The following is a 25,846-nucleotide window of genomic DNA, read 5'->3' as shown; positions in this document are numbered from 1 at the left end:
GGGAGCCGCGCGGGACAAGCTGGGTTTTACCCTTTTCATCAACCAATATTTAGATTATATTGTTGAAGAGGTGATAAATGGTGTCCGGTGTATTCAATCGAGTGTACAAGTTCTTCCGTAGCCAGCCCTGGCCGGTGCTGCTGTTCCTGCTTGGGGCAATAGTCCGTATTCTATACATAACTTCTATTCCACCGGGACTGAACCAGGACGAAGCCTCTATCGGCTATGATGCCTACGCCATTCTGCACTACGGGATGGACCGGAATGGTGTTCATCTGCCAATTCACCTGATCGCCTGGGGGAGCGGACAGAATGCGCTATATGCCTACTTGTCCATGCCGTTCATTCTGTTGTTCGGTCTAACGCCATTGTCTGTAAGGGCGCTTAGCCTGATCATGGGACTACTGGGCATGCTGTTTTTCTATCTCATTATGAAAAGACTGTCGGCCTCGTCTGGAGCCGGGACCGCTGCCATGTTCTTTATCGCCATTAACCCGTGGCATATTATGATGTCCAGGTGGGCATTGGAATCGAATCTGTTTCCTACAATGATTTTGATATCCGTATACTTTCTGCTGCGCGCCTTTGCGAATCCAAGGTGGCTGTACGCCTTTACTGGCATGCTGGCCCTCTCGCTGTATGCTTATGGAACAGCTTACTTCTTCGTCCCGCTATTTGCGCTCGGTACGGCAATTCTTCTATTATATAGCAAGGTCCTGAGACCTCGTGCCCTGGTCTGGAATTTCGTATGGTTTGCGGTACTGGCGCTGCCTATATTGCTATTTATTATCATTAACCGTTACGCTATGCAGGATATAGCCACTCCGCTGTTCACAATTCCGAAGCTCACGACCCCGCGCGTGGAGGAGATTTCATCCGTATTCGGCGGCAGGCTGTGGCAGGCGGCTGCGGATAACCTCACTGCGTTCAGCAAGCTGATGTGGAGCGGAAGTGACGGCTTGGCCTGGAACTCCATCTCTCCTTACGGGTATGCGTACCCGCTGGCGCTGCCTTTTGCACTGCTCGGCCTGATCGTTCTCCTGCATTCCTGGTGGGCAAGCCGGCGGGAGAGGGAGAGCGCTGGTAGGGGAGCCGTGCTGCTATGGTTCCTGGTGGCGGTGCTAATGGCGCTGATTACAACTGTGAATATTAACCGGATTAATATTATTTTTTATCCGTTCATTATGCTGGTAAGCACCGGATTCGTCTGGCTGGCAGGCAGAGTCAAAGGGATAGCCATCCTGGCCGCGGCCGGGTTCGCCATGATGTTTATTTTATTCTCCAATACGTATTTCCGCGAGTTCCCTGAACGCATCGGTCCAGTCTTCTATAAATCCTTAGGGGAGGCTGTACAGTATGCTTCGGAACACAGCTCCGGTGAAGTCTATCTTACGAACCAGGTGAATATGCCTTATATTTATGTGCTGTTCTATGAACAGATCAGCCCGCATGATTTCCTGAAGTCCGTTCAGTATGCCAATCCGGGAGAGGCCTTTCAGCGCGTCTCTTCCTTTGGAAGATACAGGTTTGATGATCTGAACAGGGTGCCTGCGAATGCCGCATATATTTATGCGAATACTGCTGCGCCGCCTGCGGCAAGCGCCGGGTCCAGAGTGAAGCGTTTTGCCAACTACAGCGTAATGCTCACCAGTGAACAGAATGGCGGGCCTCAAGATACACCCAAGACTGCTGCATTTGAATTTGTGAATGGCGGATTTGAAGAAGGGACGGCAGGCTGGTCCTTCTCTGCGGGAACGGGAGTTGCTGTCAACAACCCCTTCGCCGGGAGTAAGCTGGCATATCTCGATCCCGGAACGGAGAACATCGTTTCGCAGGCTTTCACTGCACCAGCCGGTGAGTACAGACTGACCGTCATGTCCAGTAGCGGCGGCAGCGGCGGGAAGATCGGCATCCGGGCAGCCGGTAAGCTGCTTGCAGAGACAGAGCTGCCTGCGGCGGAAGCCTATCAACAGGTCACACTTCCTGCGGTCACTCTGGAGCAGGGGATACAGGCAGAAGTATACATAACCGGCGGTAATGGCTGGATTAACATTGACGAGGTGAGGGTAGAACGATGACCAAGAAGGTACGTGCAGCGGCAACCGTTATACTAATGCTCTTATTATTTATTCTTCCTGTAACAAGCATTTATGCCGAAGGGAATTTGTTGCAGAACCCGGGCTTTGAAGAAGGCGAAGAGGGGGCACCGGCAGGCTGGACCAAGGACATGTGGATTGCCGGAGATGCGGCGGGCTCCATATCCGTTCAGTCGGAAGAGGTTCATTCCGGCAGCAAAGCGGCGGTTATTGAGAATCTGGAGCCCAATCACCTGAAGTGGGTGCAGACCGTTACCGTCTTGCCGGATAGCTATTACAGAATCTCTGGATACGTCAAAATAGCCAGCACCGCAGGCGGGGGAATCGGGGCCAATATTTTCCCGGTAGGCATTGGGGGCGGTTATCCCGCTACCAGCGATACCGGCGGTGAATGGCAGCGTCTGGAGTTCATCGGCCAGACCGGCAAGGAGCAGACCGAGATCGGAATCGGCGCTGCGCTGGGCGGCTATGCCAATCTGATTCAGGGTAAGGCCTATTTCGATGATCTGTCCGTAGAGAAGCTGGATACAGTACCGGAGGGATCGAATATCATCTCACTGGACAGCGGCGCCCAGGCTCCCCCGGCAGATGCGGACGGCGGAAGCAAGCCGGAGGAAGTGCCGCATAAGGTGTCTCCGGCCAAGCTGCTGCTGCTTTCTGGAGTATTCTGCCTGTTCTTTGCTTTTCTGTACACAAGAGCCTTCCGCAGTGAGCGTCTGCTGAGACAGGAGGATGTAATCTACACCCGCTGGCTGTACGTTTTGTTTGGAGCGGCATTCATCCTGCGGATCTGGATCGGCCTTACGGCACAGGGCTATAAGAATGATATGAACACCTTCATGGCCTGGGGCCAGCGTCTGACCGACCTTGGACCGGGCAAATTCTATGAGGAAGGTTATTTCGCCGATTACCCGCCGGGGTACTTATATGTGCTATACCTGCTTAGCCTGCTGCGAGGATTATTTAACTTTGCGGGCGGGTCAGGTGCCGAGACGGTTCTCTTCAAGCTGCCTGCGATGCTCTCGGATCTGGTGCTTGGCTGGATTATCTATAAGAGCGCGCGAACCAGGCTCGGCTCCGGGCTGGCTATGGGGCTGATGATGCTGTTCCTGTTCAATCCGGCTGTGCTGATGGATTCGGCAGCCTGGGGGCAGGCGGATTCCTTTTTCCTCATCTTTCTGCTGCTCAGTATGATCGGGGTTGTCGATAAGCGCTTCGTACGTGCAGCGATCTTCTTTGCCGTCGCTACATTAATCAAGCCGCAGGCGCTGATTTTCACACCTGTGCTGCTGCTTGCCTTCTACCATCACCGGGCCTGGAAGCAGCTTGCGCTGGGCGCCCTGTACGGACTGGGAATTTTCCTTGTCCTCGCAGCCCCGTTCTTCTGGAACAACGGCGGTTTTGCAGGCTTGATTAACCTCTACAAAAGCACACTGTCCTCCTATCCGTATTCCACAGTGAATGCATTCAATCTGTATGCCTTGACTGACCCGATGTGGTCGGCGCTGGATGTGACCTGGCTCGGCATACCGTATCGTATATGGGGCTTTATTTTCATCCTGGTGGCAGTAGCACTTGCTGCTTATTATTCCTTCAATACCAAGGACTGCAAGGATCTCTCCAAGTCCTACTTCATCGCTATGGTGCTGATCACGATTGTCTTCGTATTCGGTACCAAAATGCATGAGCGTTACTTGTATCCGGTACTGATTCTGTCCTTATTCGCCTTCATGGAGAGCCGGGACCGGCGGTTCCTGACCCTGTTCCTCGGGTTCTCCCTGACCCAGTACATCAATGTTGGTTATACACTGGCGTATTTGAATACCGGCGGAAATCCGCCGGCTGACGGCATTGTTCTGGTTACAGCTATTACCACTATCATTCTTGCGATATATCTGCTCTATATTGGATACGATGTATATATCCGCCGAACTGCGAAGCTTTTGCCTGAGGCGGTTACCCCCAAGGAGGCGTACGCAGCAGATCTGCTGCTTGCAGAAGGTATCAAGCCGCTTGCCCCTGCTGAGCGCCGTTCTCCGCTGAAGCTGAAGCGCAGAGACTGGATCTGGATGCTCGGTATCACCGTGCTATACGGGGCGCTTGCCCTCTATCATCTGGGAGATAACAAGGCACCTGAGACTCTGTGGGAGCCAGCAGCCAGCGGCGAGAGCTTCTATGTGGATCTGGGGCAGGTCCATCAACTGGAGCGGGTTAATGTGTTCGGCGGTGTCGGAACAGGGAAGTTTCAGCTGGAATTCAGCCAGACCCCTGATAATTGGAGCAGCCCGCTTGAGGTAAGCGAGGATGTGGGCAATGTCTTCATCTGGAAAAGCCAGCCGCTTAACGTATCTGCAAGATATGTCAAGCTCTCGGTTACGTCTCCAGGCTTCACTCTCAATGAGATGGCCTTCTATGAGCAGGGGGCACCGGAGGTTCCTCTGACGATAGCAAGCGTGACACCCGATTCGGGAGCAGCAGCTAAAAGAGGAACGCCGGCCAATCTGTTTGACGAGCAGTCCGTCATTCCCAAGAACTCTAATTTCATGAACAGTACGTATTTTGATGAGATCTATCATGCCCGTACAGCTTATGAGCATTATCATAATATTGTTCCTTATGAGAACACGCATCCGCCGCTTGGCAAGCTGCTGATCGGGGTAGGGATGGAGCTGTTCGGCGTCAATCCGTTCGGTTGGCGGATCATCGGCACCTTGTTCGGGATTGCGATGCTGCCGCTGATCTATATCATGGCGATTCGGTTGTTCCGTAAGACCACCTATGCTGCACTGGCAGCGGGATTATTCGCTCTGGACTTCATGCATTTCACCCAGACGCGGATATCGACCATCGATGTGTACGGTGTATTCTTCATTATGCTGATGTTCTATTTCATGCAGCGGTATTTCACGATGAATTTCTACCGGGTGCCGCTGCGGACCACACTGGCTCCGCTGTTCTGGTCCGGCCTGTTCTTCGGCATCGGGGTTGCTTCGAAGTGGATCGTGATCTACGGAGGCGCAGGACTTGCTATTATGCTTGCGCTGGTACTTATTGAACGCTATAGAGAATACAAGGCTGCCGGACGCCTGCTGGCTGAAGGCAAGCTGAGCGGTCAGGAGCTCAAAGCCGCCTGCCGGACTGCAGATCAGTCCTTCTGGAAGAACACGATCATCACGCTGGCCAGCTGCATCGGATTCTTCGTCATTATTCCGGGAATCATATACAGCCTGTCCTTCATTCCTTCACTATCTGCGTCGGCAGAGGGCTTCACCGTTAAGGGGCTGATTGATGCTCAGAAGAATATGTACAACTATCACAGTCAGCTTGTAGCTACACATCCGTTCGCCTCCTCCTGGTGGGAGTGGCCGTTCATGAAGCGTCCGGTATGGTTCTTCAGCGGCGGCGAAGGCTTGCCTGCAGGCAAGGCGAGCAGCATAGTAACGATGGGCAATCCGCTGATCTGGTGGACAGGAATCTTCACGATGCTGGCTGCTGTATGGTTCACCCTGAAGCGCCGGGACAAGAGCCTGTATATGATTTGGATCGGCTTCTTCTCACAATATGTTCCATGGATGCTTGTGCCGCGTGAGACCTTCCTGTACCATTACTTTGCGATGGTGCCGTTTATGATTCTATCCATTGTGTACATCCTGAAGCTGCTTGACGGCAGGTTCCAGGGTGCCAAATATCTGCGGTACGCCTATGTTGCGGCCGCCGCCATCCTATTTGTAATGTTCTATCCGGTATTGTCCGGCATGCAGGTGAACAGCAGTTATATCATTCATGTACTTCGCTGGTTCCCTTCCTGGGTATTCTAGGAGGGGAGCTGTAAGAGCCGCATAGTTGCTCAAAGCTGATGTTGATGAAGCGCATCAAGGAAGCTGTGGCTTACAATAAATTGAGGAGGAACCCTTGTGAAGGCCAGATATAGTGTAATTGTGCCCATGTATAATGAGGAGGAAGTCATTCAGATAACCTACGAACGGCTCAAAAAAGTAATGGATGAGTGCGGGGATTCCTATGAGCTCGTGTTCGTCAATGACGGCAGCCGGGACCGTACGGCTGAGATTATGCGCGAAATCAGTAATAGGGATGAGCATGTCAAGCTGATTGACTTCTCCCGTAACTTCGGCCATCAGGTGGCGATTACGGCGGGTATGGATTATGCTGAAGGCCAGGCTGTTGTGGTGATTGACGCAGATCTCCAGGACCCGCCGGAGGTCATCCTGCAGATGATCGCCAAGTGGAAGGAAGGCTACGAGGTAGTCTATGCCAAGCGGCTGAAGCGCCACGGAGAGACCTTCTTTAAGAAGGTGACAGCCAAAATCTTTTACCGTCTGCTCAGCAGCATGACCAGTGTGGAGATTCCCACAGATACCGGGGACTTCCGGCTCATCGACCGTAAGGTCTGCGATGTGCTGCGCGGTCTGAAGGAGAAGAACCGTTATGTACGGGGGCTGGTAAGCTGGGTCGGCTTCCGGCAGACCATGGTGGAATATGTGCGGGAGGAACGCTTCGCAGGGGAGACGAAATATCCGCTCAAAAAAATGATCCGCTTTGCGCTCGACGGAATCACCTCCTTCTCGCACAAGCCGCTCAAAATCGCCTCTTATGTCGGCTTCTTCCTGTCCTTCTCCAGCTTCATCTACCTGTTCCTGGTCTTATTCCAGAAAGTCTTCACCTCTTGGACTGTGCCGGGCTGGGCATCCATTGTCGGGGTGAACCTGCTGTTTAACGGCATTGTGCTGATGCTGCTGGGCGTGATCGGGGAATACATCGGACGGATCTATGATGAATCTAAGGATAGACCGCTTTATATCGTACGCGAGACCCGAGGCTACCCGGAGGCAGAGGCCGAAGACACGCGGAAGGCAAGCGATTATGCAAGATAAGGCTTGGCGCGCAGGCATGATCCAGTTTCTGAAATTCAATGCGGTGGGCCTGCTTAACACGTTCATTGATTTTGCAGTATTTACCCTGCTGCATTCCCTGGGCATGCTTAACACCCCTGCACAGATTATTTCCTACAGTGCCGGGACGGCCAACAGCTTTTTCTGGAATAAGAAGGTGACCTTCAAGGGAAGGGACAGAGGCGGGGATGGCCGCTTTGACCGGATGCAGCTAGTAAGATTTATTGTGCTGAATCTGCTGGTGCTGGGCATTTCGGTGCTGCTGATTCATCTGCTGACTGATCGGCTGGGAGTCCAGGTGCTGATGGCCAAGGTGCTGGTTACCTTTGTTACAGTAATCATTAATTTCTTTGGAAGCCGGAAGTGGGTATTCTAGAGGTACAGTATGTCTTCCCCGTCCCCTGCGGGGGCAGCACTTATTCTATATTGCGGAGGCGATTGTCATGCGGAAGTTATCCTATTTGATTATACTTGCCGGGGTCCTGATTATGCTCTACCCCAAAGGAAGCGAATGGTACGAGGACCGTCAGCAGCAGAAGCTGCTGGAAGAGGCTGAACAGGCCTATAGTGAAATCGTTCCTTCGGCTACGGCTCCTGCCAGCCAGGATCTGAGCAAGCCTTATGCGGAAGTCACCCAGCTGCTGGCGGAAGAGTCTGGTGCGGAAGAGCCGGTGCCCACTACAGCGCCCGAGATTGAAGTGGGAGGCAAGATCACCGCTATTATTGAAATCGATAAAATCGATCTGAAGCTGCCTGTACTGGAGGGCGCCACCAAGACCAATATGAAGCATGCGGCGGCGCATATGAAGGAGACAGCTCCGATTGGCGCGGTAGGCAATGCAGCGATTGCGGCACATCGGTCAAGAACGGCAGGGCGGCTGTTCAACAGACTGGATGAGGTCGGTAAAGGGGATGCCATTACTGTTATTACAAGCGGACAGGAATACAAATATGTTGTATATGATGTATCTATTGTAGAGCCTACCGATATTTCAGTTCTGAAGGGTAAGGATGATGATAAGATTCTGACCCTCATTACCTGTGATCCGCTTGTCAACCCTACCCACAGACTCATTATTCATGCAAAGTTGACCTGATTGTCATAGGACAATGCTGAGAAAGGTCAAAAAACATAAAATTTTAGTCTATTTTTGCGGGAATCTAGTGATTTGGGTCTTGCTAATAGATTGAGATATGGTAAGCTATAACTATGAAAGCTAATACACGATAACGGCAAACCTATCGAAAGGTAGGGACGCAAAGCTACAGGGCCTTCCCGTCATGGATGGCAGCCAGTTACCGAATGAAGAGGCTTTTTTTGTTTGTTTTCATTCTGAATCTGTCATTATGTGGCAGTAGATTGGACAGATAAAGCTTATACGATAACGGCAAACCTATCGAAAGGTAGGGACGCAAAGCTAAAGGGCCTTCCCGTAAGAATGGCAGCCAGCTACCGAAAGGGGTTTTATCCATGAAGAAGTTTTATTTAATGCTGATTACACTTTTTGTGATCGTCACTTCCGTGCAGACAGGCACTGCTCAAGCAGCAAATGCAGATTCAAGCTGGTTAAATGTTGGACAACTTGATCAAGGGGTTATCGGGGTATCGTACGATGTTCCTAAAGACAAGAAGATGAAGCTCATGATTACCAAGGACAATAACAGCTATACTTACAACTTATACACTTCCAAACCGACCGAGACGTTCCCGCTGCAACAAGGTAATGGCTCTTACAAGGTCTCCGTTCTTGAGAATACTACCGGCAACAAATACAAAGTACTATCTTCCGAGACTGTATCTCTTTCAATGAGCAATGTGAATGCCGTATATTTGAGCTCTGTACAGAATGTAAAGTGGAGTTCTTCCGATAAATCCGTTCAAAAGGCAGCACAGCTTACAAAGGGTCTGACCACAGATGCAGACAAAGTTAAGGCTATCTACAATTACATCGTAGCTAACGTGAAATATGACTACTCTCTGGCCAACAGCGTAAGCACAGATTATATTCCGAACAACGACAATACACTGGCTACCAACAAAGGTATCTGCTACGATTACGCTTCCTTGTTCGCTACTATGCTCCGCAGTGAAGGGATTCCAACCAAGTTGGTTATGGGGAATACAAGCTATGTAACTTCATACCATGCCTGGAACGAAGTGTTCCTGAACGGCAAATGGGTGACGATTGATACTACAGTGGATGCAGGTCTGGGTAAGAAAACAGCATCAACAGAACTGATCAAATCAGCAAGCAAATATACTGCAGCGAAATTCTACTAAGAATAGCTGTAACTATAGCATTATCTGAGAATAACCCGCTTAGTCATTAAGCGGGTTATTTTTATTTATATAAAGGTTGCTTTTTAATAGAAGGATAGGTTATTATAAATAAGCGTTGTTGGAGCGGCAAAGGAAATGAGAGATTACTTAAATAAGTGATTTCAAAAATAAAGCTTGCATTGCTCAGATGAACGTGATATATTATAAGAGTTGCTGGTGACGACAACATCGACACTAACAACGAGCTTGATCTTTGAAAACTGAACAACGAGTGAGTATCGGAGATCACTTCGGTGAGATCCAAAAATGAGAATGTAAATTCTCGTCAGATGTTTCAAAATGAGCAATCGCTCTTTCTAAATACCAATTTGGAGAGTTTGATCCTGGCTCAGGACGAACGCTGGCGGCATGCCTAATACATGCAAGTCGAGCGGAGTTTGAGAGGAAGCTTGCTTCCTTTCAAACTTAGCGGCGGACGGGTGAGTAACACGTAGGCAACCTGCCCTCAAGCCTGGGATAACTACCGGAAACGGTAGCTAATACCGGATAATTTCTTTTTTCTCCTGAGAGAAGAATGAAAGGCGGAGCAATCTGCTGCTTGGGGATGGGCCTGCGGCGCATTAGCTAGTTGGTGGGGTAACGGCCCACCAAGGCGACGATGCGTAGCCGACCTGAGAGGGTGAACGGCCACACTGGGACTGAGACACGGCCCAGACTCCTACGGGAGGCAGCAGTAGGGAATCTTCCGCAATGGGCGCAAGCCTGACGGAGCAATGCCGCGTGAGTGATGAAGGTTTTCGGATCGTAAAGCTCTGTTGCCAGGGAAGAACGTCCGGTAGAGTAACTGCTGCCGGAGTGACGGTACCTGAGAAGAAAGCCCCGGCTAACTACGTGCCAGCAGCCGCGGTAATACGTAGGGGGCAAGCGTTGTCCGGAATTATTGGGCGTAAAGCGCGCGCAGGCGGTTATTTAAGTCTGGTGTTTAAACCTTGGGCTCAACCTGAGGTCGCACTGGAAACTGGGTGACTTGAGTACAGAAGAGGAAAGTGGAATTCCACGTGTAGCGGTGAAATGCGTAGATATGTGGAGGAACACCAGTGGCGAAGGCGACTTTCTGGGCTGTAACTGACGCTGAGGCGCGAAAGCGTGGGGAGCAAACAGGATTAGATACCCTGGTAGTCCACGCCGTAAACGATGAGTGCTAGGTGTTAGGGGTTTCGATACCCTTGGTGCCGAAGTTAACACAGTAAGCACTCCGCCTGGGGAGTACGGTCGCAAGACTGAAACTCAAAGGAATTGACGGGGACCCGCACAAGCAGTGGAGTATGTGGTTTAATTCGAAGCAACGCGAAGAACCTTACCAGGTCTTGACATCCAACTAACGAAGCAGAGATGCATCAGGTGCCCTTCGGGGAAAGTTGAGACAGGTGGTGCATGGTTGTCGTCAGCTCGTGTCGTGAGATGTTGGGTTAAGTCCCGCAACGAGCGCAACCCTTGACTTTAGTTGCCAGCAGGTGAAGCTGGGCACTCTAGAGTGACTGCCGGTGACAAACCGGAGGAAGGTGGGGATGACGTCAAATCATCATGCCCCTTATGACCTGGGCTACACACGTACTACAATGGCCGGTACAACGGGAAGCGAAGCCGCGAGGTGGAGCCAATCCCAGCAAAGCCGGTCTCAGTTCGGATTGCAGGCTGCAACTCGCCTGCATGAAGTCGGAATTGCTAGTAATCGCGGATCAGCATGCCGCGGTGAATACGTTCCCGGGTCTTGTACACACCGCCCGTCACACCACGAGAGTTTACAACACCCGAAGTCGGTGGGGTAACCCGCAAGGGAGCCAGCCGCCGAAGGTGGGGTAGATGATTGGGGTGAAGTCGTAACAAGGTAGCCGTATCGGAAGGTGCGGCTGGATCACCTCCTTTCTATGGAGAATGGTCTTCTGCAATGAAGACATTCAAATCTTAAATCTAGCCGGTCGGCTAGTTGCTCACTCGTTGGTCAGTTTTGAGAGTTTAAGCTCTCATCTTTACTGGCTGTAACTTCTATCGACACAGTCGTGTTCGACCAGAACTTACAGCAACTTGATCCTTGAAAACTGGATACCGAAACGAATTTGCGTTTTAGAACATCTTTTAGCTGAAACTTGTGTAAGCAAGTGGAAATAGTTATTAGTTGCTACCGTGATTTTCCTTAGGGAAAACGCATTGGTTAAGCTACTAAGAGCACACGGAGGATGCCTAGGCGCCAGGAGCCGACGAAGGACGTGGCGAACAACGAAACTGCCTCGGGGAGCTGTAAGCAAGCTTTGATCCGGGGGTGTCCGAATGGGGAAACCCAGCTGTGGTAATTCGCAGTTACTCATTTCTGAATACATAGGAAATGCAGAGGCAGACCAGGGGAACTGAAACATCTAAGTACCCTGAGGAAGAGAAAACAATAGTGATTCCGTCAGTAGCGGCGAGCGAACGCGGAACAGCCTAAACCAAGGGGCTTGCCTCTTGGGGTTGTGGGACGTCTCACATGGAGTTACAAAGGAATTCAGTAGGTGAAGAGGTCTGGAAAGGCCCGCGATAGAGGTAAAAGCCCTGTAGCCTAAACTGTGTTCCCTCCGAGACGGATCCCGAGTAGTGCGGGGCACGTGAAACCCCGTATGAATCCAGCAGGACCATCTGCTAAGGCTAAATACTACCTGGCGACCGATAGTGAAACAGTACCGTGAGGGAAAGGTGAAAAGCACCCCGGAAGGGGAGTGAAATAGAACCTGAAACCGTGTGCTTACAAAAAGTCAGAGCCCTCTTTATGGGTGATGGCGTGCCTTTTGTAGAATGAACCGGCGAGTTACGTTTAACATGCAAGGTTAAGGTGAGAAGCCGGAGCCGCAGCGAAAGCGAGTCTGAATAGGGCGATTTAGTATGTGGACGTAGACCCGAAACCGTGTGATCTACCCCTGTCCAGGGTGAAGGTGCGGTAACACGCACTGGAGGCCCGAACCCACGCATGTTGAAAAATGCGGGGATGAGGTGGGGGTAGCGGAGAAATTCCAATCGAACTCGGAGATAGCTGGTTCTCCCCGAAATAGCTTTAGGGCTAGCCTCGGTGAATGGAGTGGTGGAGGTAGAGCACTGATTGGGTGCGGGGCCCGCAAGGGTTACCAAGCTCAGTCAAACTCCGAATGCCATTTACTTCTTGCCGGGAGTCAGACAGTGAGTGCTAAGATCCATTGTCAAAAGGGAAACAGCCCAGACCATCAGCTAAGGTCCCCAAGTGTGTGTTAAGTGGGAAAGGATGTGGAGTTGCACAGACAACCAGGATGTTGGCTTAGAAGCAGCCACCATTGAAAGAGTGCGTAATAGCTCACTGGTCGAGTGACTCTGCGCCGAAAATGTAACGGGGCTAAACACACCACCGAAGCTATGGCTAGATGCTTTGCATCTGGGGTAGGGGAGCGTTGTATGTGGGTTGAAGGTGTACCGTAAGGAGCGCTGGACAGCATACAAGTGAGAATGCCGGTATGAGTAACGAAAAGATCAGTGAGAATCTGATCCGCCGAAAGCCCAAGGTTTCCTGAGGAAGGCTCGTCCGCTCAGGGTAAGTCGGGACCTAAGGCGAGGCCGACAGGCGTAGTCGAAGGACAACAGTTTGAAATTACTGTACCACCGTAATCCGCTATGAGCGATGGGGTGACGCAGGAGGGTAGTGACGCGGACTGATGGATGTCCGTCTAAGCAGTGAGGCTGGTGTGCAGGCAAATCCGCACATCATTAAGGCTGGGCTGTGATGGGGAGCGAAAATTATAGTAGCGAAGGTCATGATCTCACACTGCCAAGAAAAGCCTCTAGCCAGGAGAAGGTGCCCGTACCGCAAACCGACACAGGTAGGCGAGAAGAGAATTCTAAGGCGCGCGGAAGAACTCTCGTTAAGGAACTCGGCAAAATGACCCCGTAACTTCGGGAGAAGGGGTGCCTCGGTAGGGTGAATAGCCCGAGGGGGCCGCAGTGAAAAGGCCCAAGCGACTGTTTAGCAAAAACACAGGTCTGTGCGAAGCCGCAAGGCGAAGTATACGGGCTGACGCCTGCCCGGTGCTGGAAGGTTAAGGGGAGCGGTTAGGGGTTAAACCCGAAGCTGTGAACCGAAGCCCCAGTAAACGGCGGCCGTAACTATAACGGTCCTAAGGTAGCGAAATTCCTTGTCAGGTAAATTCTGACCCGCACGAATGGCGTAACGACTTGGGCGCTGTCTCAACGAGAGATCCGGTGAAATTTTAATACCTGTGAAGATGCAGGTTACCCGCGACAAGACGGAAAGACCCCATGGAGCTTTACTGCAGCTTGATATTGAATTTGGGTACGATCTGTACAGGATAGGTGGGAGCCGTGGAGGCAGGAGCGCAAGCTTCTGCGGAGGCGCCGTTGGGATACCACCCTGATCGTATCTAGGTTCTAACCTAGTGCCCTCATCGGGTACGGGGACCGTGTCAGGCGGGCAGTTTGACTGGGGCGGTCGCCTCCTAAAGAGTAACGGAGGCGTTCAAAGGTTCCCTCAGAATGGTTGGAAATCATTCGCAGAGTGCAAAGGCATAAGGGAGCTTGACTGCGAGACCTACAAGTCGAGCAGGGACGAAAGTCGGACTTAGTGATCCGGTGGTACCGCATGGAAGGGCCATCGCTCAACGGATAAAAGCTACCCTGGGGATAACAGGCTTATCTCCCCCAAGAGTCCACATCGACGGGGAGGTTTGGCACCTCGATGTCGGCTCATCGCATCCTGGGGCTGAAGTAGGTCCCAAGGGTTGGGCTGTTCGCCCATTAAAGCGGTACGCGAGCTGGGTTCAGAACGTCGTGAGACAGTTCGGTCCCTATCTGTCGTGGGCGCAGGAAATTTGAGAGGAGCTGTCCTTAGTACGAGAGGACCGGGATGGACGTACCGCTGGTGCATCAGTTGTTCCGCCAGGAGCATGGCTGAGTAGCTACGTACGGACGGGATAAGCGCTGAAAGCATCTAAGCGTGAAGCCCCCCTCAAGATGAGATTTCCCAGTATGTAAGACCCCTTGAAGACGACGAGGTAGATAGGTTGGAGGTGGAAGTGCAGCAATGCATGGAGCTGACCAATACTAATCGGTCGAGGGCTTATCCAAAAAAATACCCCAAAAAGTGAAGATGACGCTGACGAAGCGGATTCCGAGTACTTTCCGGGGGCCCCGTAAGAAGGGCAAACGCAGATTCATTTCGGATTCAGTTTTCAGGAATCAAATTCCTGAAGCATTTACGCTGTAAATGCCCGTTTGGTGGCGATAGCGGAGGGGTTCCACACGTACCCATCCCGAACACGACCGTTAAGCCCTCCAGCGCCGATGGTACTTGGACCGAAGGGTCCTGGGAGAGTAGGACGTTGCCAAGCACACAAGACCACTGTTGAGAAATCAATAGTGGTCTTTTTGTATTTTCGGGGAAGCCTTGTGGACAGGTTGTGAGTAGATTCCAGGTCTTCTTACAAGTGGCGCATAGTTATACACATGTGGATAGATTTAGTTTTTTTGATACTTCTCCCCAAATGATGTGGATATCCGGTACAATAATGTGGATAGGTACCGAAAATTGGGGATAGACAGGTGAAGGAGCCAAAGGTTATGGATAAGCATAGCAGCTTTTTGTGGACAGAGCAGTTCAGGGTTCAGGCAAGTGACACGGATTACCGTTCAAGGGGCAAGCTCTCCTTCCTGCTGGATATCATGCAGCGTGCTGCGGATTCGGCTGTAAGCAGCCTGGGGCTAAGTGTGGAGAGTATGCTCAAGGCGGGCATGGGCTGGATGGTCATCACCCTGGATCTGAATCTGCAGCGTCTGCCATCCCCGGGTGAGCTTCTTAAGGTACATACCTGGAGTAAAGGAAACAAAGGACCGCTCTGGCAGCGGGATTACCGGATCTATGACGCCCAAGGTGTAGAGCTTGCTTCGGCGCGATCGATCTGGGCCCTTGTGGATATCGGGAAGCGGAAGATTTTGCGTCCGTCAGCCTTGCCTATTGTTGTTGAGCCGTATTTAGAAGATTCCGTAGGGAGTCTGCCGGATAAAGTAATCCTTCCACCCGAACTTCTCTTGCAGGAGACTTACCGTTATCAGGTAAGATATAGCGGGCTGGATAACAACAAACATCTTAACAACGCGCGATATGCAGATTTATGTTGTGATGCCCTGGCGCTGGAGGAGTGGGAGGAGTTAGAGCTTACGGGGCTTCATATCACCTATGCCCAGGAAGCCAAATATGGTGAAGAGATCAGTGTTATGCGATCTTCTCTAACTGAAGAAGGTATATATGTGCGCGGGCAAGGCGGGGAGCGGATCTTTTTTGAAGCTTGCTTGAAGCTTAGAAGATAGGTTGATGTCTGAGAGAGACTTACATAGCGTTAAATCTAGACAGTTGCTCGAATTTCAGGGGAACTGTCTTTTGTCATATTTGCTATTTCCTTATATGTCACAAATACACAATTGGCATTCGTTATACAGGTGTAAAAGGAAAGTGGAGGTGATTCCTTTGGAGCAAGGCAACCCCGGGGGCCCAATGTATCCAAATAAGATTGAAGAAGCCATTCATCAGGTACACGCAGGAGACAGGCAAGCGTTCTCAACCATAATTAAGGAGTATGAAAGAAAGATTTACACGTATTGCTACTATCTCCTAAGGAGCCATGAAGAAGCGGAGGATGCTGTGCAGGATATATTCGTTAAGGTGTATCAGCAGCTTGGGCGTTATGAACGGCGGGTTTCTTTTTCGGCCTGGCTATATAAGGTGGCTTATCATCATTGCCTGGACCAGCTTCGCAGGCGTAAGCGCCGCAGCCGGTTACTGTCCCTTTATAAGCTGCAACTGATGACGAATCAACAAGCGTTGCCGGAGGAGTCGCCGGTAGACCGGATTTTTGAAAATCTCACTTCGGAAGAGCGGGGGCTATTAATCCTTCGTGTCATTGAACAATACAGCTTCGAAGAGATCTCAATGATTACCGGAAGCAGTTCGGCGGCGCTGCGCAAAAAATATGAACGGCTCCGTAAAAAACTGATTCAGCAAAAAGCGGATGAAAAGGGAGGGTGTGCTCATGGAGAAGTGGCAGAATCAAACTGAGAAGCAAATGCTGGAACGTATTCGCAGCAGCGTCGAAAGAGTAGAGCTTCCTGTAGATAGCTATAATGAGCAGATTATGAACCGGATCGAACATTTGGAGACCAGAGGAGGAAATAAATTGCTTAAAAAGACGCTGGCAGCCGCAAGCATAGCTGTAGTAATAGGGTTAGGTACGATAACCGCAGGGTTCATCTCTCCTGCTTGGGCCGATACCTTGAGTCAAATTCCTGTCTTCAGCAGTATATTCAAGCACACGGAGAACCCGGGACTGAAATTAGCGGCGGAACAGGGCCTGACTACTTCACCTAATATGAGCGTTACCAAGGATGGAGTGACTTTAAGTGTTACGGAGGTATTTTATGACGGAATCCAGTTGGCCATCGGCTTCGAAAGAACCGGAGTAGCAGATGAGCGGGTGCTTGCGGAGATTACTGATTTTAAAACCCATGAATTCGATCAATCAACTAAAGGACTGCTGGGTCTGCCAGAGGTTACTCTGGCGACAGGAGAGCCTATCGGCTTCGGTTCTTCTATCACAGGTGACGTAAAAGGACAACCGAACACCCTCTTATTGGAGCTTAGAGAACTGCACAATGCTTCGGCTCTCGGAGACGAATTCAAGGTGAATATCCGCGTACCGGTTGCCCAGATCGCCGAGCCGTTTGAGTTCGAGGTAACAGCGAAGAAGCTTGCGGAGGGAATCATCAACCTTACCCCGGGCCAGGGAGCGAGCAAAGACTCCTTCCATTATAAAGTAAAGAGTCTGGACATCACGCCTGCTGCGATGAGGCTGGTCGTCACCAGCGAAGGAGAGGTGCCTGCATCGCCGGAGCAGACAGGGGAATATGGTCCAACGGCGGTATTCTATGAGCTTGTGGATGATGTCGGTAATGTGGCTACTTCTGGCCAGGGATATGCCATGATGAAGGCTGTTCAGCATCCTATTGTGGATAGCCTGTACAATATCTTCCCGCAAACCCCTAAGACGATTACGGTCAGACCGTATACCATGACTTTGGATAATGATCTGAAGCTCTTGTTGGATGACAATGGGAAACCGGTGAGAACTTATCATAAGGATCTTGAGAGCACTATAGTGATTCCATGAACCCGCGAACCGTGAAAACGGGAATAGGTAAAATAGGCTGAGCCCTTGTCCGCGTCTGCTGTGCAGATGCGGGCTTTTTTGAAAAATACCTGAGTCATCATCGAAGCGAAAGCCTCACTTTGTGGGGTTATTTTGCTGATTAGAGCAGCGTTAACGGAATGTAGATTTCACTTACGGAGTTCGGATGGTGGGGTCCCAGATAGCCCTGACCGTAGTATTCAAATTCATAAGGGAGGTTCAGGCGGTAATCGGTTCTCGGCAGAAAAACGCCATAGATATATTTGTAGGTAGCAGAAACTTCTGCGGATGGCCCTGTATGCTTAAATCTAAGATAACGTGCTGGCGGCAGAGTGTGGATAGGGAGGTGGTTGACTGCTTGTCCACAGCTTGCCTGAACGCTAGTGCCGGTATGTACAGATGCTATGGAGTTTAGCTCACAGGCGATGTGAAAGGAGATTCCGTTATCCTCATAGTTATCCGGCCAATAGCCTAGCTGGTAATACTGCTCTGGAAGCTTGCGGTCCGGGATAGCCGGAAGACTGCTGAATAGCTGCTCCCAAGCTGCTCCGATGACCGACTGATCTTGCGTAACGGTAATGAATGGCCCCTGAAGCCTGATTGCACCAAGCACAATCAGGTCAGGAGAGGCGCCCTTCTGCTCTGACCAATGCGGTAAATCAGCCGGCTGTAAGGGATGGAGAAACATAGGAATGTCAGGGTTAGACTTGTGGCGGATATGGGTGGGAGTAGTGCGCAGCAGTCTTTTGAAAGCCCGGGTGAAGGTCTCGTAATCATTATAAGCATAGTCCAGTGAGATCTCGTGAAAGGTCCGCTCGGGTCTGCCTAGAATATCCCTGGCCGCCTCGGAAATCCTCCGTCTTGCTATATAGTCGCCTGGTGTCAGTCCGGTAACCCCCTGAAACAGGCGGATGAAATGGAACAGGGAATAGCCGCTCTCTCTGGAGAGGGTCAGAACAGACAGCGGCTGCTTCAGATTCGCTTCGATATATTGGGTCGCCTGCAGAATAAGCTGGCTGTTCTTCATAAAGTCCTCTCCTCTTATGGTTACTCTACAGTCCACTCTCCCCATGAGGCGGCCCATGCGGGCACTCTAACCTGACGAACACGGTCGGTGGAAGGGAAATAAGCTTTGATATCAAGCACCGGCGTTCCCGGATAAGCATCCAGTCCGCTGACCTCCACAATTCCCTGATCTAGGTCAACGGATAGAATACGGGCAACCGTGAGTCCAAGCGGATTAGGGCGGACCGGAGACCGGGTCGCAAAAACACCGCTTACCGGCGCATTATAGGGAGGCTCAATCTGAGTAGTCCCCCGGAAGCTATCATCTGCAAACTCATGAATCCACCACAGGATCTGGCAGTGGCTGAAAGCATCTAACCCCTTCAAGGCAGGTCTGTATTCGGGTCTAATCTCAAGTCGCAGGTTCTGCTGTGTTCCCGTTACTACTCCTACTGGTATAATATTATACAATTCTGAGGCGGGCATTGGCTGTGACTCCTTTCGGCTGGGGGATGATTCTAGTCTAGCTGAAGTGAAGGGAATTCGGCCTGATGATAATTGCGGACTTGTATGTCATGGTATAATAGGTTGTTGATGACAGGGAGGGGTTTGGACGATGAAGGTATTGGTATTGGCAGAGAAGCCGTCGGTGGCCCGTGAGATTGCGCGGGTGCTGGGCTGTGGGAATAAACAGAAGAGTTATATGGAAGGTCCGAAATATGTGGTGACCTGGGCGCTGGGGCATCTGGTTGGCCTGGCTGAGCCTGAGGACTATAACAATAAATATGCAACCTGGGCGCTGGAGGATCTGCCGATTCTTCCAGAGAAGGCCAAGCTGAAGGTGCTGCGCGAGACCAGCCAGCAATATAAGGCTGTGCAGCAGTTAATGAAGCGGCAGGATATAGAGGAGCTGATCGTAGCAACGGATGCGGCGCGTGAGGGTGAGCTGCTGGCCCGCTGGATTATGAATATGGCAGGCTGGAAAAAACCGTTCCGGCGGCTGTGGATCTCTTCGCAGACGGATAAGGCCATTAAGGAGGGCTTCGCTTCGCTGCGGCCTGGACGGGATTTCGACCGGCTGTATGAATCTGCCCGCTGCCGTGCTGAGGCGGATTGGATGATCGGGCTGAATGTGACGCGGGCCTTAACCTGCAAGTTCGGCGCGCCGCTCTCTGCGGGGCGTGTGCAGACCCCTACCCTGGGAATGATTATGGACCGGGAGAATGAGATTATCGGCTTCCGTTCCCAGGAATATGACCTGCTGACTGGGGATTTCGGGAATTTCCAGGCGGGGTGGCGTGCTCAGGGCGGGGATGGCCGGATTTTTGACAGGGAGAAGACGGGGGGCCTCAAGGAGAAGCTCACGGGCCGCAGCGGACGGATCACAAAGGTGCAAAAAAGCGAGAAAAGCGAGCCGCATCCGCTGGCTTACGATCTGACTGAGCTGCAGCGGGATGCCAACCGTAAATACGGCTTCTCAGCGAAACAGACCTCAAGTGTGCTCCAAAAGCTGTATGAACAGCATAAGCTGGTCACCTATCCGCGTACAGACAGCCGTTATCTGACCGCTGATATGACGGGCACGCTAAAAGAAAGGCTCGACAGCGTGGCTGTCGGGCCGTATGCAGCCCTCGCCAGACCGCTGCTGCGGAAGCCGCTGCCGATTACGAAGCGGATTGTCGATGACAGCAAGGTCAGCGATCACCACGCGATTATTCCGACAGAGCAGACGGTGCTGCTCAATCTGCTGAGTGCGGAAGAGCGGAAGCTCTACGATCTGATCGTAAGGCGGTTCATCAGCCTGTTCTATTCTCCGGCCCGTTATGATGCCGTAGCTGTGACGGTAACCGTAGATGGTGAAAGCTTCTATGTGAAGGGAACTACCATCAAGGATGCAGGCTGGCGTGAGGTATACGGCGGAGATATGAGCTCGGATGACGACGAGGAGGATGCGGGGGATGAACCCGCAGCAGGCAGTGTGAAGCTGCCGGAGCTGCGGGAAGGTGACCCTGTGAAGCTTGCGCGCTGCATCATCAAGCCGGGACGGACACAGCCGCCGAAGCGTTATAATGAAGCCACGCTGCTGACGCAGATGGAGAAGCATGGGCTGGGGACACCGGCCACCCGTGCGGATATTATTGAGAAGCTGGTCAGCTCGGATACGATTGAACGGCAGGGCAATCTGCTGCATCCGACCGGCAAGGGCAAGCAGTTGATTGAGCTGGTCTCGGGACAGCTGCGTACACCGGAGCTGACGGCACGCTGGGAAGCGGAGCTGGAGAGAATTGCGCGCGGGCAGGGGCGCCCGGAGCCTTTTTTACAGGGTATCCGGAGTATGGCCCAGGAGCTGGTGTCTGGGGTGAAGAACAGCGGAGCGGAATACAAGCCGCATAATGTCTCTAACAGCCATTGTCCGGAGTGTGGAACAAGGATGTTAGAAAAGAAGACCAAACGCGGCAAGCTGCTGGTCTGTCCGAAGGAGGACTGCGGCTACACCCGGGCGGGCGAGAAGCAGCTGTCGAACCGCCGTTGCCCGCAGTGCCATAAGAAGATGGAGATGAAGGAAGGCAAGGCCGGGAAGTATGTGCAGTGCCTCGGCTGCGGAATTACAGAGACGATGGATAAGGACCACAAGCATATCAACAAACGCGAGCAGCAGAAGCTGGTGCAGCAGTACAGCAAGACGGAAAGTGCCGGCAACAATCTTGGGGACCTGCTGAAGGCTGCGATGGAAGCGAAACAGAAGGGCAAGTAGCCGCAGGAAGCCAAAGTAAGGCTGTCCAAGGGACGGCAGATATGCTTTACTGTAGAAGATTGATACGGGGTCAGGCGTTAGGGCTCCGGTAAATAGAGTGGGGCAGGTGGAGAAGTGGCGGCGGCTGAAGGTTTAGCGGGTGTGACGAAAGCGGCAGAGGCTCCGGGTACGAAGGGGAGCAGCCGGTTGTATTTTCTGGTGATCGTCTTTATGTTCTGGTTCTCTTCTTATATCTATGTTCCGGTGCTCTCGCCGTATGTGGAGCATCTGGGAGCTTCTTATGTCATGGTAGGAGCGGTGCTGGGGATCTACGGCCTGATGCAGATTCTGTTCCGGCTGCCGATAGGGATGGGTTCAGATGTGCTTAACCGGCGGAGGCCGTTCATTTATCTGGGGCTGATCGCAAGCGGAGCGAGCTGTCTGCTGTTCCTGGCAGGGGCACATCCGGGCTGGGCGCTGGCGGCGCGGGCGGTCTCCGGGATAGCGGCATCGGCGTGGGTAGTATATTCGGTGATGTTCGCGGGGTATTTTCCGAAAGAAGAGGCGGGCAGGGCTATGGGTATGCTCCAGTTCACCACGGTGATTGCCCAGTTAACCAGCATGATGATCAGCGGCTATATCGTAGACCACTTCGGCTGGAATACCCCGTTCATCATCGGTGGGATTGTGGCGGTGGCCGCGATGCTGCTGGTCGTCCGTCTTCCGGAGCAACAGCTGGAGAAGCGCACGGCGATTAAGCTCAAGGATCTGGCCGGTGTCGTGAAGGAGCCGCTGCTGGTAAAAGTATCACTGTTATCGGTGCTGGCCCATTGTGTGCTGTTCATTACAATGTTCGGCTACACGCCGAACCAGGCGCTCTATATTGGCGCAAGCAAGGGAAGTCTCGGCTGGCTGACGCTGGCTTTTATGCTGCCTCATGCGGTAGCGACCCTCTATGGTGCGCGGCTGTTCGGCCGGTGGCTGGGGGACCGGGGGACGCTGATGCTCGGTTTTGCCGGAAGTGCGGTGTTCACGTTGCTGATTCCCTCAATGCCAACGCTTGCCGCCTTATGTGCCACACAGATCGGAAACGGGTTCATGCAAGGCCTGATCTTCCCGCTGCTGCTGGGTAAATCCGTCTCCGGGGTAGCTCCGTTCAAGCGGGCGACAGCGATGGGGTTCTATCAGGCGGTGTATGCGATCGGCATGTCCGGCGGTCCTTTTGTAGCGGGATGGATGAGTGCGGCGTATGGTCTGCGCGGAGGCTTCTGGCTGGGCGCTATTGCAGCGGTGCTGGCGGCGGTGCTGTCCTGGTTCTGGATCAGGGAAGCCGGAGCCGCAGGCGGGCGGAGCAAGAAAGAGCGGCAGTTGCAGGGCCGGTGATGTGAGGTTATTGGTTTTTTGCCGGAAAGGGTAATATAATAGAGAGCAGATAGGATGCTAGGAGGAGGGGCCGGAGGGATGGTCAAGGTGGTATTGCTGTGGTTCGCGCTGATCAACATTATCGGGTATGTAGTGATGTCGGAAGACAAGAACAAGGCCCGGAAAAGACGGGATCGGGTGCCGGAGAAAACATTATTTCTGCTGGCGTTCATGGGCGGTGCGCTGGGTGTGCTGATTGCCATGTACCGCAAACGCCACAAGACAAGGCATACTTCCTTCAGACTCGGAATTCCGCTGCTGCTGCTGCTGAATATGGTGCTGTATGGATATTTTTTGAGGTAAGACCTTTGCAGGCTTGGTAATGATGTAAATAATAGAAAGAGGTGGCGTATATGTTATTCTCTAAAATTCTGCTTGCCTATGACGGTTCAAAGGCTTCGAATCAGGCTCTGGAACGGGCGATTGAGCTGGCTAAGGTAACTCCGGGGTCCTCCCTGTACGTCGTACACGCATTTGAATTCCCGCGGTTCTTCATCGGGGAAGCGCTCGCGCCTCTGCCGGCATCGGTGAACAAGGATTATTATGACCTCGCGGTCCAGACTACGGATGAAGTGAAAAGCCGGCTGGAAGCCGAAGGTCTGAATGCTACGGTAGAATTGCTGCAGGGATCGCCTGCGGAAATTATTCTGAATTATGCCAAGGAGCAGGGTGCAGATGTAATCGTCATCGGCAGCCGGGGGCTGGGCGGTATCCGGGAATTCGTTCTGGGCAGCGTCAGCCATAATGTGGTGCAAAGTGCGCGCATTCCGGTGCTGGTTGTTAAATAATAGGAACTTTAGTAGAGGAACGCTGAGGCGTTCCCCTTTTTTTAATACGAAGATGGGCGGATTAGCGGGAATAAGATTTTCATTTATACCCAAAAGCGAACAATTTGCAGTCATGATATGACAATGTTCGTGTTTAAGTTGACATGATGTGTAGGGCGTTGTTAAACTGAATCTATGAAGAGCTCGTATAAAACCGGGGATAAGGCCCGGAAGTTTCTACCCGGTAACCGTAAATTGCCGGACTACGAGGAAATAGGATAACTGGAACGACAGCAGATAGCCTCCCCGCAGCCCGGGGCGGTGTTCCTGCATTCTCCTGCCTGTAGAGACGGGGAGTATGCAGCTGCCGGGCGGTTATCACCTGATTCCTTAGTAGTCCGGGTCCACCCGCAGCAGAATGCGTCTGGAGTCCGGGCTATTTTTCACGGTTCATGCGGGAATTGGCAGGAAACGGGACACACTGAAATCAGAGAAATCTCTATAACGGAAATGGAAGGCTGGGTGAACGATGTCTGTGCAAGTAGGTGTCATTATGGGCAGCAAATCGGACTATGAAACGATGGAGCATACCTGTGCGGTGTTGGAGGAGCTAGGCATAGCTTATGAGAAAAAGGTTGTCTCCGCACACCGCACACCGGATCTGATGTTCCGTTATGCCGAGGAGGCGGCGGAGCGCGGCCTGCGGGTCATTATCGCCGGAGCGGGAGGCGCGGCGCATCTGCCGGGCATGGTGGCTGCTAAGACCACGCTGCCTGTTATCGGGGTTCCCGTACAGTCGAAGGCCTTGAACGGCATGGATTCGCTGCTGTCTATTGTGCAGATGCCTGCGGGCATCCCGGTAGCGACGGTAGCGATCGGACGCGCCGGAGCTATCAATGCGGGACTGCTGGCGGCGCAGATCATCGGCGCCTTCGAGCCGGAGGTAGCGCAGCGGGTGCAGCTGCGGCGCGAGGCGACTCAGCAAGAGGTGCTGGAAAGCAGCGAGAGTCTATGAGCCTGGAGGAGCTGAAGGCCGGACGGCTGGAGGGTGGCGCGGAGCGGGCTGAGGTTGAAGGCGAAGCGGGCGGTGCTGAGGTGGAACGGGTGGTAAAGGCTGCAGGCGAAGCTGAAGGTGCCGGGGCGGAGCGGGCCATGAAGGCTGAGGGCGAAGCGGGTGGTGCTAAGGCAGAGCGGGAAGAGACCGGGGCGCAGCCGCCACGGACGCTGCTGCCCGGCGCAACGATCGGCGTGCTCGGCGGCGGGCAGCTCGGGCGCATGATGGCGTTGTCCGGCAGCGCCATGGGCTACCGCTTCGTGGCGCTGGACCCGGCAATGGATGCGCCATGCGGGCAGGTGACGCCGCAGATCACTGCGGCGTATAACGACCGGGACGCCGCGCGCGAGCTGGCGCGGCGCTCCGACGTCATCACGTACGAGTTCGAGAACGTGGACGCGGGCGTAGCCGCGCTGCTGACGGAGGAATCGTACGTGCCGCAGGGCAGCGCGCTGCTGTATACGACGCAGCACCGGCTGCGCGAGAAGGCGGCAATCGAGGCGGCCGGCGTGCCCGTTGCCCCGTACCGCAAGGTCGGCAGCCTGGCGGAGCTGGAAGCGGCGGCTGCCGAGCTGGGCCTGCCCTGTGTGCTGAAGACAGCCACAGGAGGATATGACGGCAAGGGACAAGCCGTGATCCGCAGACCGGAAGAGCTGGCCGCAGCGTTCCGGCAAGTCGCGCCGGGTGCGCAAGCAGATGTACCGGAGCTGGTGCTGGAGAAATTCATCACCTTCAAATGTGAGATTTCGGTCATCGCCGCCCGGAGTGCCTCGGGGGAGGTTAAGAGCTTCCCGCCTGCCGAGAACATTCATGTGGATAATATCCTGCATCTCTCGATTGTCCCTGCGCGGGTGCCGGAGGAGATTCAGCGGCGGGCCTGCGAGCTGGCCGAGCGGATTGTCTCCGGCATGAAGGCGGTCGGGCTGCTGGCGGTTGAGATGTTCGTGACGGAGGATGGAGAGCTGTTCGTCAATGAGCTGGCACCGCGTCCGCATAACTCCGGCCATTATACGATGGATGCCTGCGTGACCTCGCAGTTCGAGCAGCATGTGCGGGCGATCTGCAATCTGCCCCTGGGCGATACGAAGCTGCTGACTCCTGTGGTGATGGTGAATGTACTCGGCCAACATCTGGACGGAGCCGTTCAGGCAGCCTGCCGTGCGAATGAAGAGGCAACCCGGCTTGGGATATCGCCCAAGCTTCATATATATGGCAAGACCGAGAGCAAAACCGGCCGTAAAATGGGCCATATCAACCTGCTCTGCAAGGATACCGGCGACGGATTGTCCTGGGTAGAGCAAACTAACCTTTGGAGGAACTGACAAGCT

The 25,846-nt window shown here is 52.9% G+C and carries 17 protein-coding genes, 3 rRNA genes and 3 riboswitches; of the genes, 18 read left to right on the top strand and 2 right to left on the bottom strand.

The annotated features are described in order from the left end of the window. Window positions 1-77 precede the first annotated feature (77 nt). From MKY64_RS24145 to MKY64_RS24090, 12 genes are all read left to right on the top strand, one after another. Complete coding sequence (locus MKY64_RS24145; RefSeq protein ID WP_340956271.1) at window positions 78-2,078, top strand: hypothetical protein; 2,001 nt, start codon at window positions 78-80, stop codon at window positions 2,076-2,078. After that, window positions 2,075-5,914 carry a glycosyltransferase family 39 protein gene (locus MKY64_RS24140; protein ID WP_340956269.1) on the top strand — a complete coding sequence of 1,280 codons (3,840 nt, stop codon included), beginning with the start codon at window positions 2,075-2,077 and terminating at the stop codon, window positions 5,912-5,914. The genes MKY64_RS24145 and MKY64_RS24140 overlap by 4 nt, the downstream gene beginning before the upstream one ends. 96 nt (window positions 5,915-6,010) lie before the next feature. Next, complete coding sequence (locus MKY64_RS24135) at window positions 6,011-6,988, top strand: glycosyltransferase family 2 protein (protein WP_036723823.1); 978 nt, start codon at window positions 6,011-6,013, stop codon at window positions 6,986-6,988. Continuing rightward, window positions 6,978-7,382, top strand: coding sequence for a GtrA family protein (locus MKY64_RS24130; protein ID WP_340956266.1), 405 nt, complete (start codon window positions 6,978-6,980; stop codon window positions 7,380-7,382). Before MKY64_RS24135 ends, MKY64_RS24130 begins: the two co-directional genes overlap by 11 nt. A 67-nt stretch (window positions 7,383-7,449) precedes the next feature. Beyond that, window positions 7,450-8,103: a class D sortase gene (locus MKY64_RS24125; protein WP_036723825.1), complete on the top strand. Its 654-nt coding sequence runs from the start codon at window positions 7,450-7,452 to the stop codon at window positions 8,101-8,103. Between the two features lie 125 nt (window positions 8,104-8,228). After that, window positions 8,229-8,310, top strand: a riboswitch (cyclic di-GMP riboswitch). 73 nt (window positions 8,311-8,383) lie between these two features. After that, window positions 8,384-8,464: riboswitch (cyclic di-GMP riboswitch) on the top strand. A gap of 13 nt (window positions 8,465-8,477) precedes the next feature. Next, window positions 8,478-9,287: a transglutaminase-like domain-containing protein gene (locus MKY64_RS24120; RefSeq protein WP_209877807.1), complete on the top strand. Its 810-nt coding sequence runs from the start codon at window positions 8,478-8,480 to the stop codon at window positions 9,285-9,287. Window positions 9,288-9,652: 365 nt separating this feature from the next. Beyond that, a 16S ribosomal RNA gene (locus MKY64_RS24115) occupies window positions 9,653-11,213 on the top strand. A gap of 284 nt (window positions 11,214-11,497) precedes the next feature. Beyond that, window positions 11,498-14,426 (top strand): 23S ribosomal RNA (locus MKY64_RS24110). Between the two features lie 146 nt (window positions 14,427-14,572). Continuing rightward, a 5S ribosomal RNA gene (gene rrf / locus MKY64_RS24105) occupies window positions 14,573-14,689 on the top strand. Together the 16S, 23S and 5S rRNA genes form the textbook arrangement of a ribosomal RNA operon. A 229-nt stretch (window positions 14,690-14,918) precedes the next feature. Then, window positions 14,919-15,665, top strand: a complete 747-nt coding sequence (locus tag MKY64_RS24100; protein ID WP_340956264.1) for an acyl-[acyl-carrier-protein] thioesterase — start codon at window positions 14,919-14,921, stop codon at window positions 15,663-15,665. A gap of 184 nt (window positions 15,666-15,849) precedes the next feature. Next, on the top strand, window positions 15,850-16,410 hold the full coding sequence (locus tag MKY64_RS24095; RefSeq protein ID WP_340956262.1) for an RNA polymerase sigma factor: 561 nt from the start codon (window positions 15,850-15,852) through the stop codon (window positions 16,408-16,410). After that, entirely contained in the window at window positions 16,385-17,518 is a 1,134-nt protein-coding gene (locus MKY64_RS24090; RefSeq protein ID WP_339253424.1) for a DUF4179 domain-containing protein, read from the top strand. The genes MKY64_RS24095 and MKY64_RS24090 overlap by 26 nt, the downstream gene beginning before the upstream one ends. 139 nt (window positions 17,519-17,657) lie before the next feature. Here MKY64_RS24090 and MKY64_RS24085 read toward each other — a convergent pair whose 3' ends face one another. Both MKY64_RS24085 and tsaA read right to left on the bottom strand, forming a co-directional pair. After that, window positions 17,658-18,563, bottom strand: coding sequence for an AraC family transcriptional regulator (locus MKY64_RS24085; RefSeq protein WP_340956258.1), 906 nt, complete (start codon window positions 18,561-18,563; stop codon window positions 17,658-17,660). Window positions 18,564-18,583: 20 nt separating this feature from the next. Then, entirely contained in the window at window positions 18,584-19,027 is a 444-nt protein-coding gene (gene tsaA / locus MKY64_RS24080) for a tRNA (N6-threonylcarbamoyladenosine(37)-N6)-methyltransferase TrmO (protein WP_340956256.1), read from the bottom strand. 130 nt (window positions 19,028-19,157) lie between these two features. Between tsaA and MKY64_RS24075 the strand changes: the two genes are divergently transcribed. The 6 genes from MKY64_RS24075 to purK all read left to right on the top strand — a co-directional run bounded on the left by MKY64_RS24075 (window position 19,158) and on the right by purK (window position 25,840). After that, window positions 19,158-21,296: a DNA topoisomerase III gene (locus tag MKY64_RS24075; protein ID WP_340956255.1), complete on the top strand. Its 2,139-nt coding sequence runs from the start codon at window positions 19,158-19,160 to the stop codon at window positions 21,294-21,296. 141 nt (window positions 21,297-21,437) lie between these two features. After that, window positions 21,438-22,658, top strand: coding sequence for an MFS transporter (locus tag MKY64_RS24070; protein WP_340956253.1), 1,221 nt, complete (start codon window positions 21,438-21,440; stop codon window positions 22,656-22,658). A 78-nt stretch (window positions 22,659-22,736) separates the two neighbouring features. Next, a complete protein-coding gene (locus MKY64_RS24065; protein WP_036693313.1) occupies window positions 22,737-23,000 on the top strand; it encodes a DUF1294 domain-containing protein in 264 nt (87 codons plus the stop codon). Window positions 23,001-23,050: 50 nt separating this feature from the next. Beyond that, window positions 23,051-23,485, top strand: a complete 435-nt coding sequence (locus tag MKY64_RS24060) for a universal stress protein (RefSeq protein ID WP_036730952.1) — start codon at window positions 23,051-23,053, stop codon at window positions 23,483-23,485. Between the two features lie 163 nt (window positions 23,486-23,648). Next, window positions 23,649-23,750: riboswitch (purine riboswitch) on the top strand. A gap of 243 nt (window positions 23,751-23,993) precedes the next feature. Then, the gene (gene purE / locus MKY64_RS24055) at window positions 23,994-24,479 is read left to right on the top strand and encodes a 5-(carboxyamino)imidazole ribonucleotide mutase (RefSeq protein WP_339253433.1); all 486 of its coding nucleotides are present in this window, start codon (window positions 23,994-23,996) and stop codon (window positions 24,477-24,479) included. Between the two features lie 137 nt (window positions 24,480-24,616). After that, window positions 24,617-25,840 (top strand): 5-(carboxyamino)imidazole ribonucleotide synthase, encoded by a 1,224-nt coding sequence (gene purK, locus MKY64_RS24050; RefSeq protein WP_445323358.1) that lies wholly within the window; start codon window positions 24,617-24,619, stop codon window positions 25,838-25,840. Window positions 25,841-25,846 lie beyond the last annotated feature (6 nt).

The sequence above is a fragment of the Paenibacillus sp. FSL R7-0210 genome (assembly GCF_038009085.1).
Taxonomy (GTDB): domain Bacteria; phylum Bacillota; class Bacilli; order Paenibacillales; family Paenibacillaceae; genus Paenibacillus_AQ; species Paenibacillus_AQ silagei.
Note: the sequence above shows the minus strand (reverse complement) of the source record. Positions and strands in the feature narration are given on the sequence as shown.

Bases quoted from the DNA above. Each gene is read 5' to 3' on its own strand.
- MKY64_RS24095 (WP_340956262.1), top strand. From the start codon at position 15,850: ATGTATCCAAATAAGATTGAAGAAGCCATTCATCAGGTACACGCAGGA.
- MKY64_RS24090 (WP_339253424.1), top strand. From the start codon at position 16,385: ATGGAGAAGTGGCAGAATCAAACTGAGAAGCAAATGCTGGAACGTATT.
- tsaA (WP_340956256.1), bottom strand. From the start codon at position 19,027: ATGCCCGCCTCAGAATTGTATAATATTATACCAGTAGGAGTAGTAACG.
- MKY64_RS24125 (WP_036723825.1), top strand. From the start codon at position 7,450: ATGCGGAAGTTATCCTATTTGATTATACTTGCCGGGGTCCTGATTATG.
- purK (WP_445323358.1), top strand. From the start codon at position 24,617: ATGAAGGCTGAGGGCGAAGCGGGTGGTGCTAAGGCAGAGCGGGAAGAG.
- MKY64_RS24100 (WP_340956264.1), top strand. From the start codon at position 14,919: ATGGATAAGCATAGCAGCTTTTTGTGGACAGAGCAGTTCAGGGTTCAG.
- MKY64_RS24120 (WP_209877807.1), top strand. From the start codon at position 8,478: ATGAAGAAGTTTTATTTAATGCTGATTACACTTTTTGTGATCGTCACT.
- purE (WP_339253433.1), top strand. From the start codon at position 23,994: ATGTCTGTGCAAGTAGGTGTCATTATGGGCAGCAAATCGGACTATGAA.
- MKY64_RS24075 (WP_340956255.1), top strand. From the start codon at position 19,158: ATGAAGGTATTGGTATTGGCAGAGAAGCCGTCGGTGGCCCGTGAGATT.
- MKY64_RS24145 (WP_340956271.1), top strand. From the start codon at position 78: ATGGTGTCCGGTGTATTCAATCGAGTGTACAAGTTCTTCCGTAGCCAG.
- MKY64_RS24085 (WP_340956258.1), bottom strand. From the start codon at position 18,563: ATGAAGAACAGCCAGCTTATTCTGCAGGCGACCCAATATATCGAAGCG.
- MKY64_RS24130 (WP_340956266.1), top strand. From the start codon at position 6,978: ATGCAAGATAAGGCTTGGCGCGCAGGCATGATCCAGTTTCTGAAATTC.
- MKY64_RS24060 (WP_036730952.1), top strand. From the start codon at position 23,051: ATGTTATTCTCTAAAATTCTGCTTGCCTATGACGGTTCAAAGGCTTCG.
- MKY64_RS24140 (WP_340956269.1), top strand. From the start codon at position 2,075: ATGACCAAGAAGGTACGTGCAGCGGCAACCGTTATACTAATGCTCTTA.
- MKY64_RS24065 (WP_036693313.1), top strand. From the start codon at position 22,737: ATGGTCAAGGTGGTATTGCTGTGGTTCGCGCTGATCAACATTATCGGG.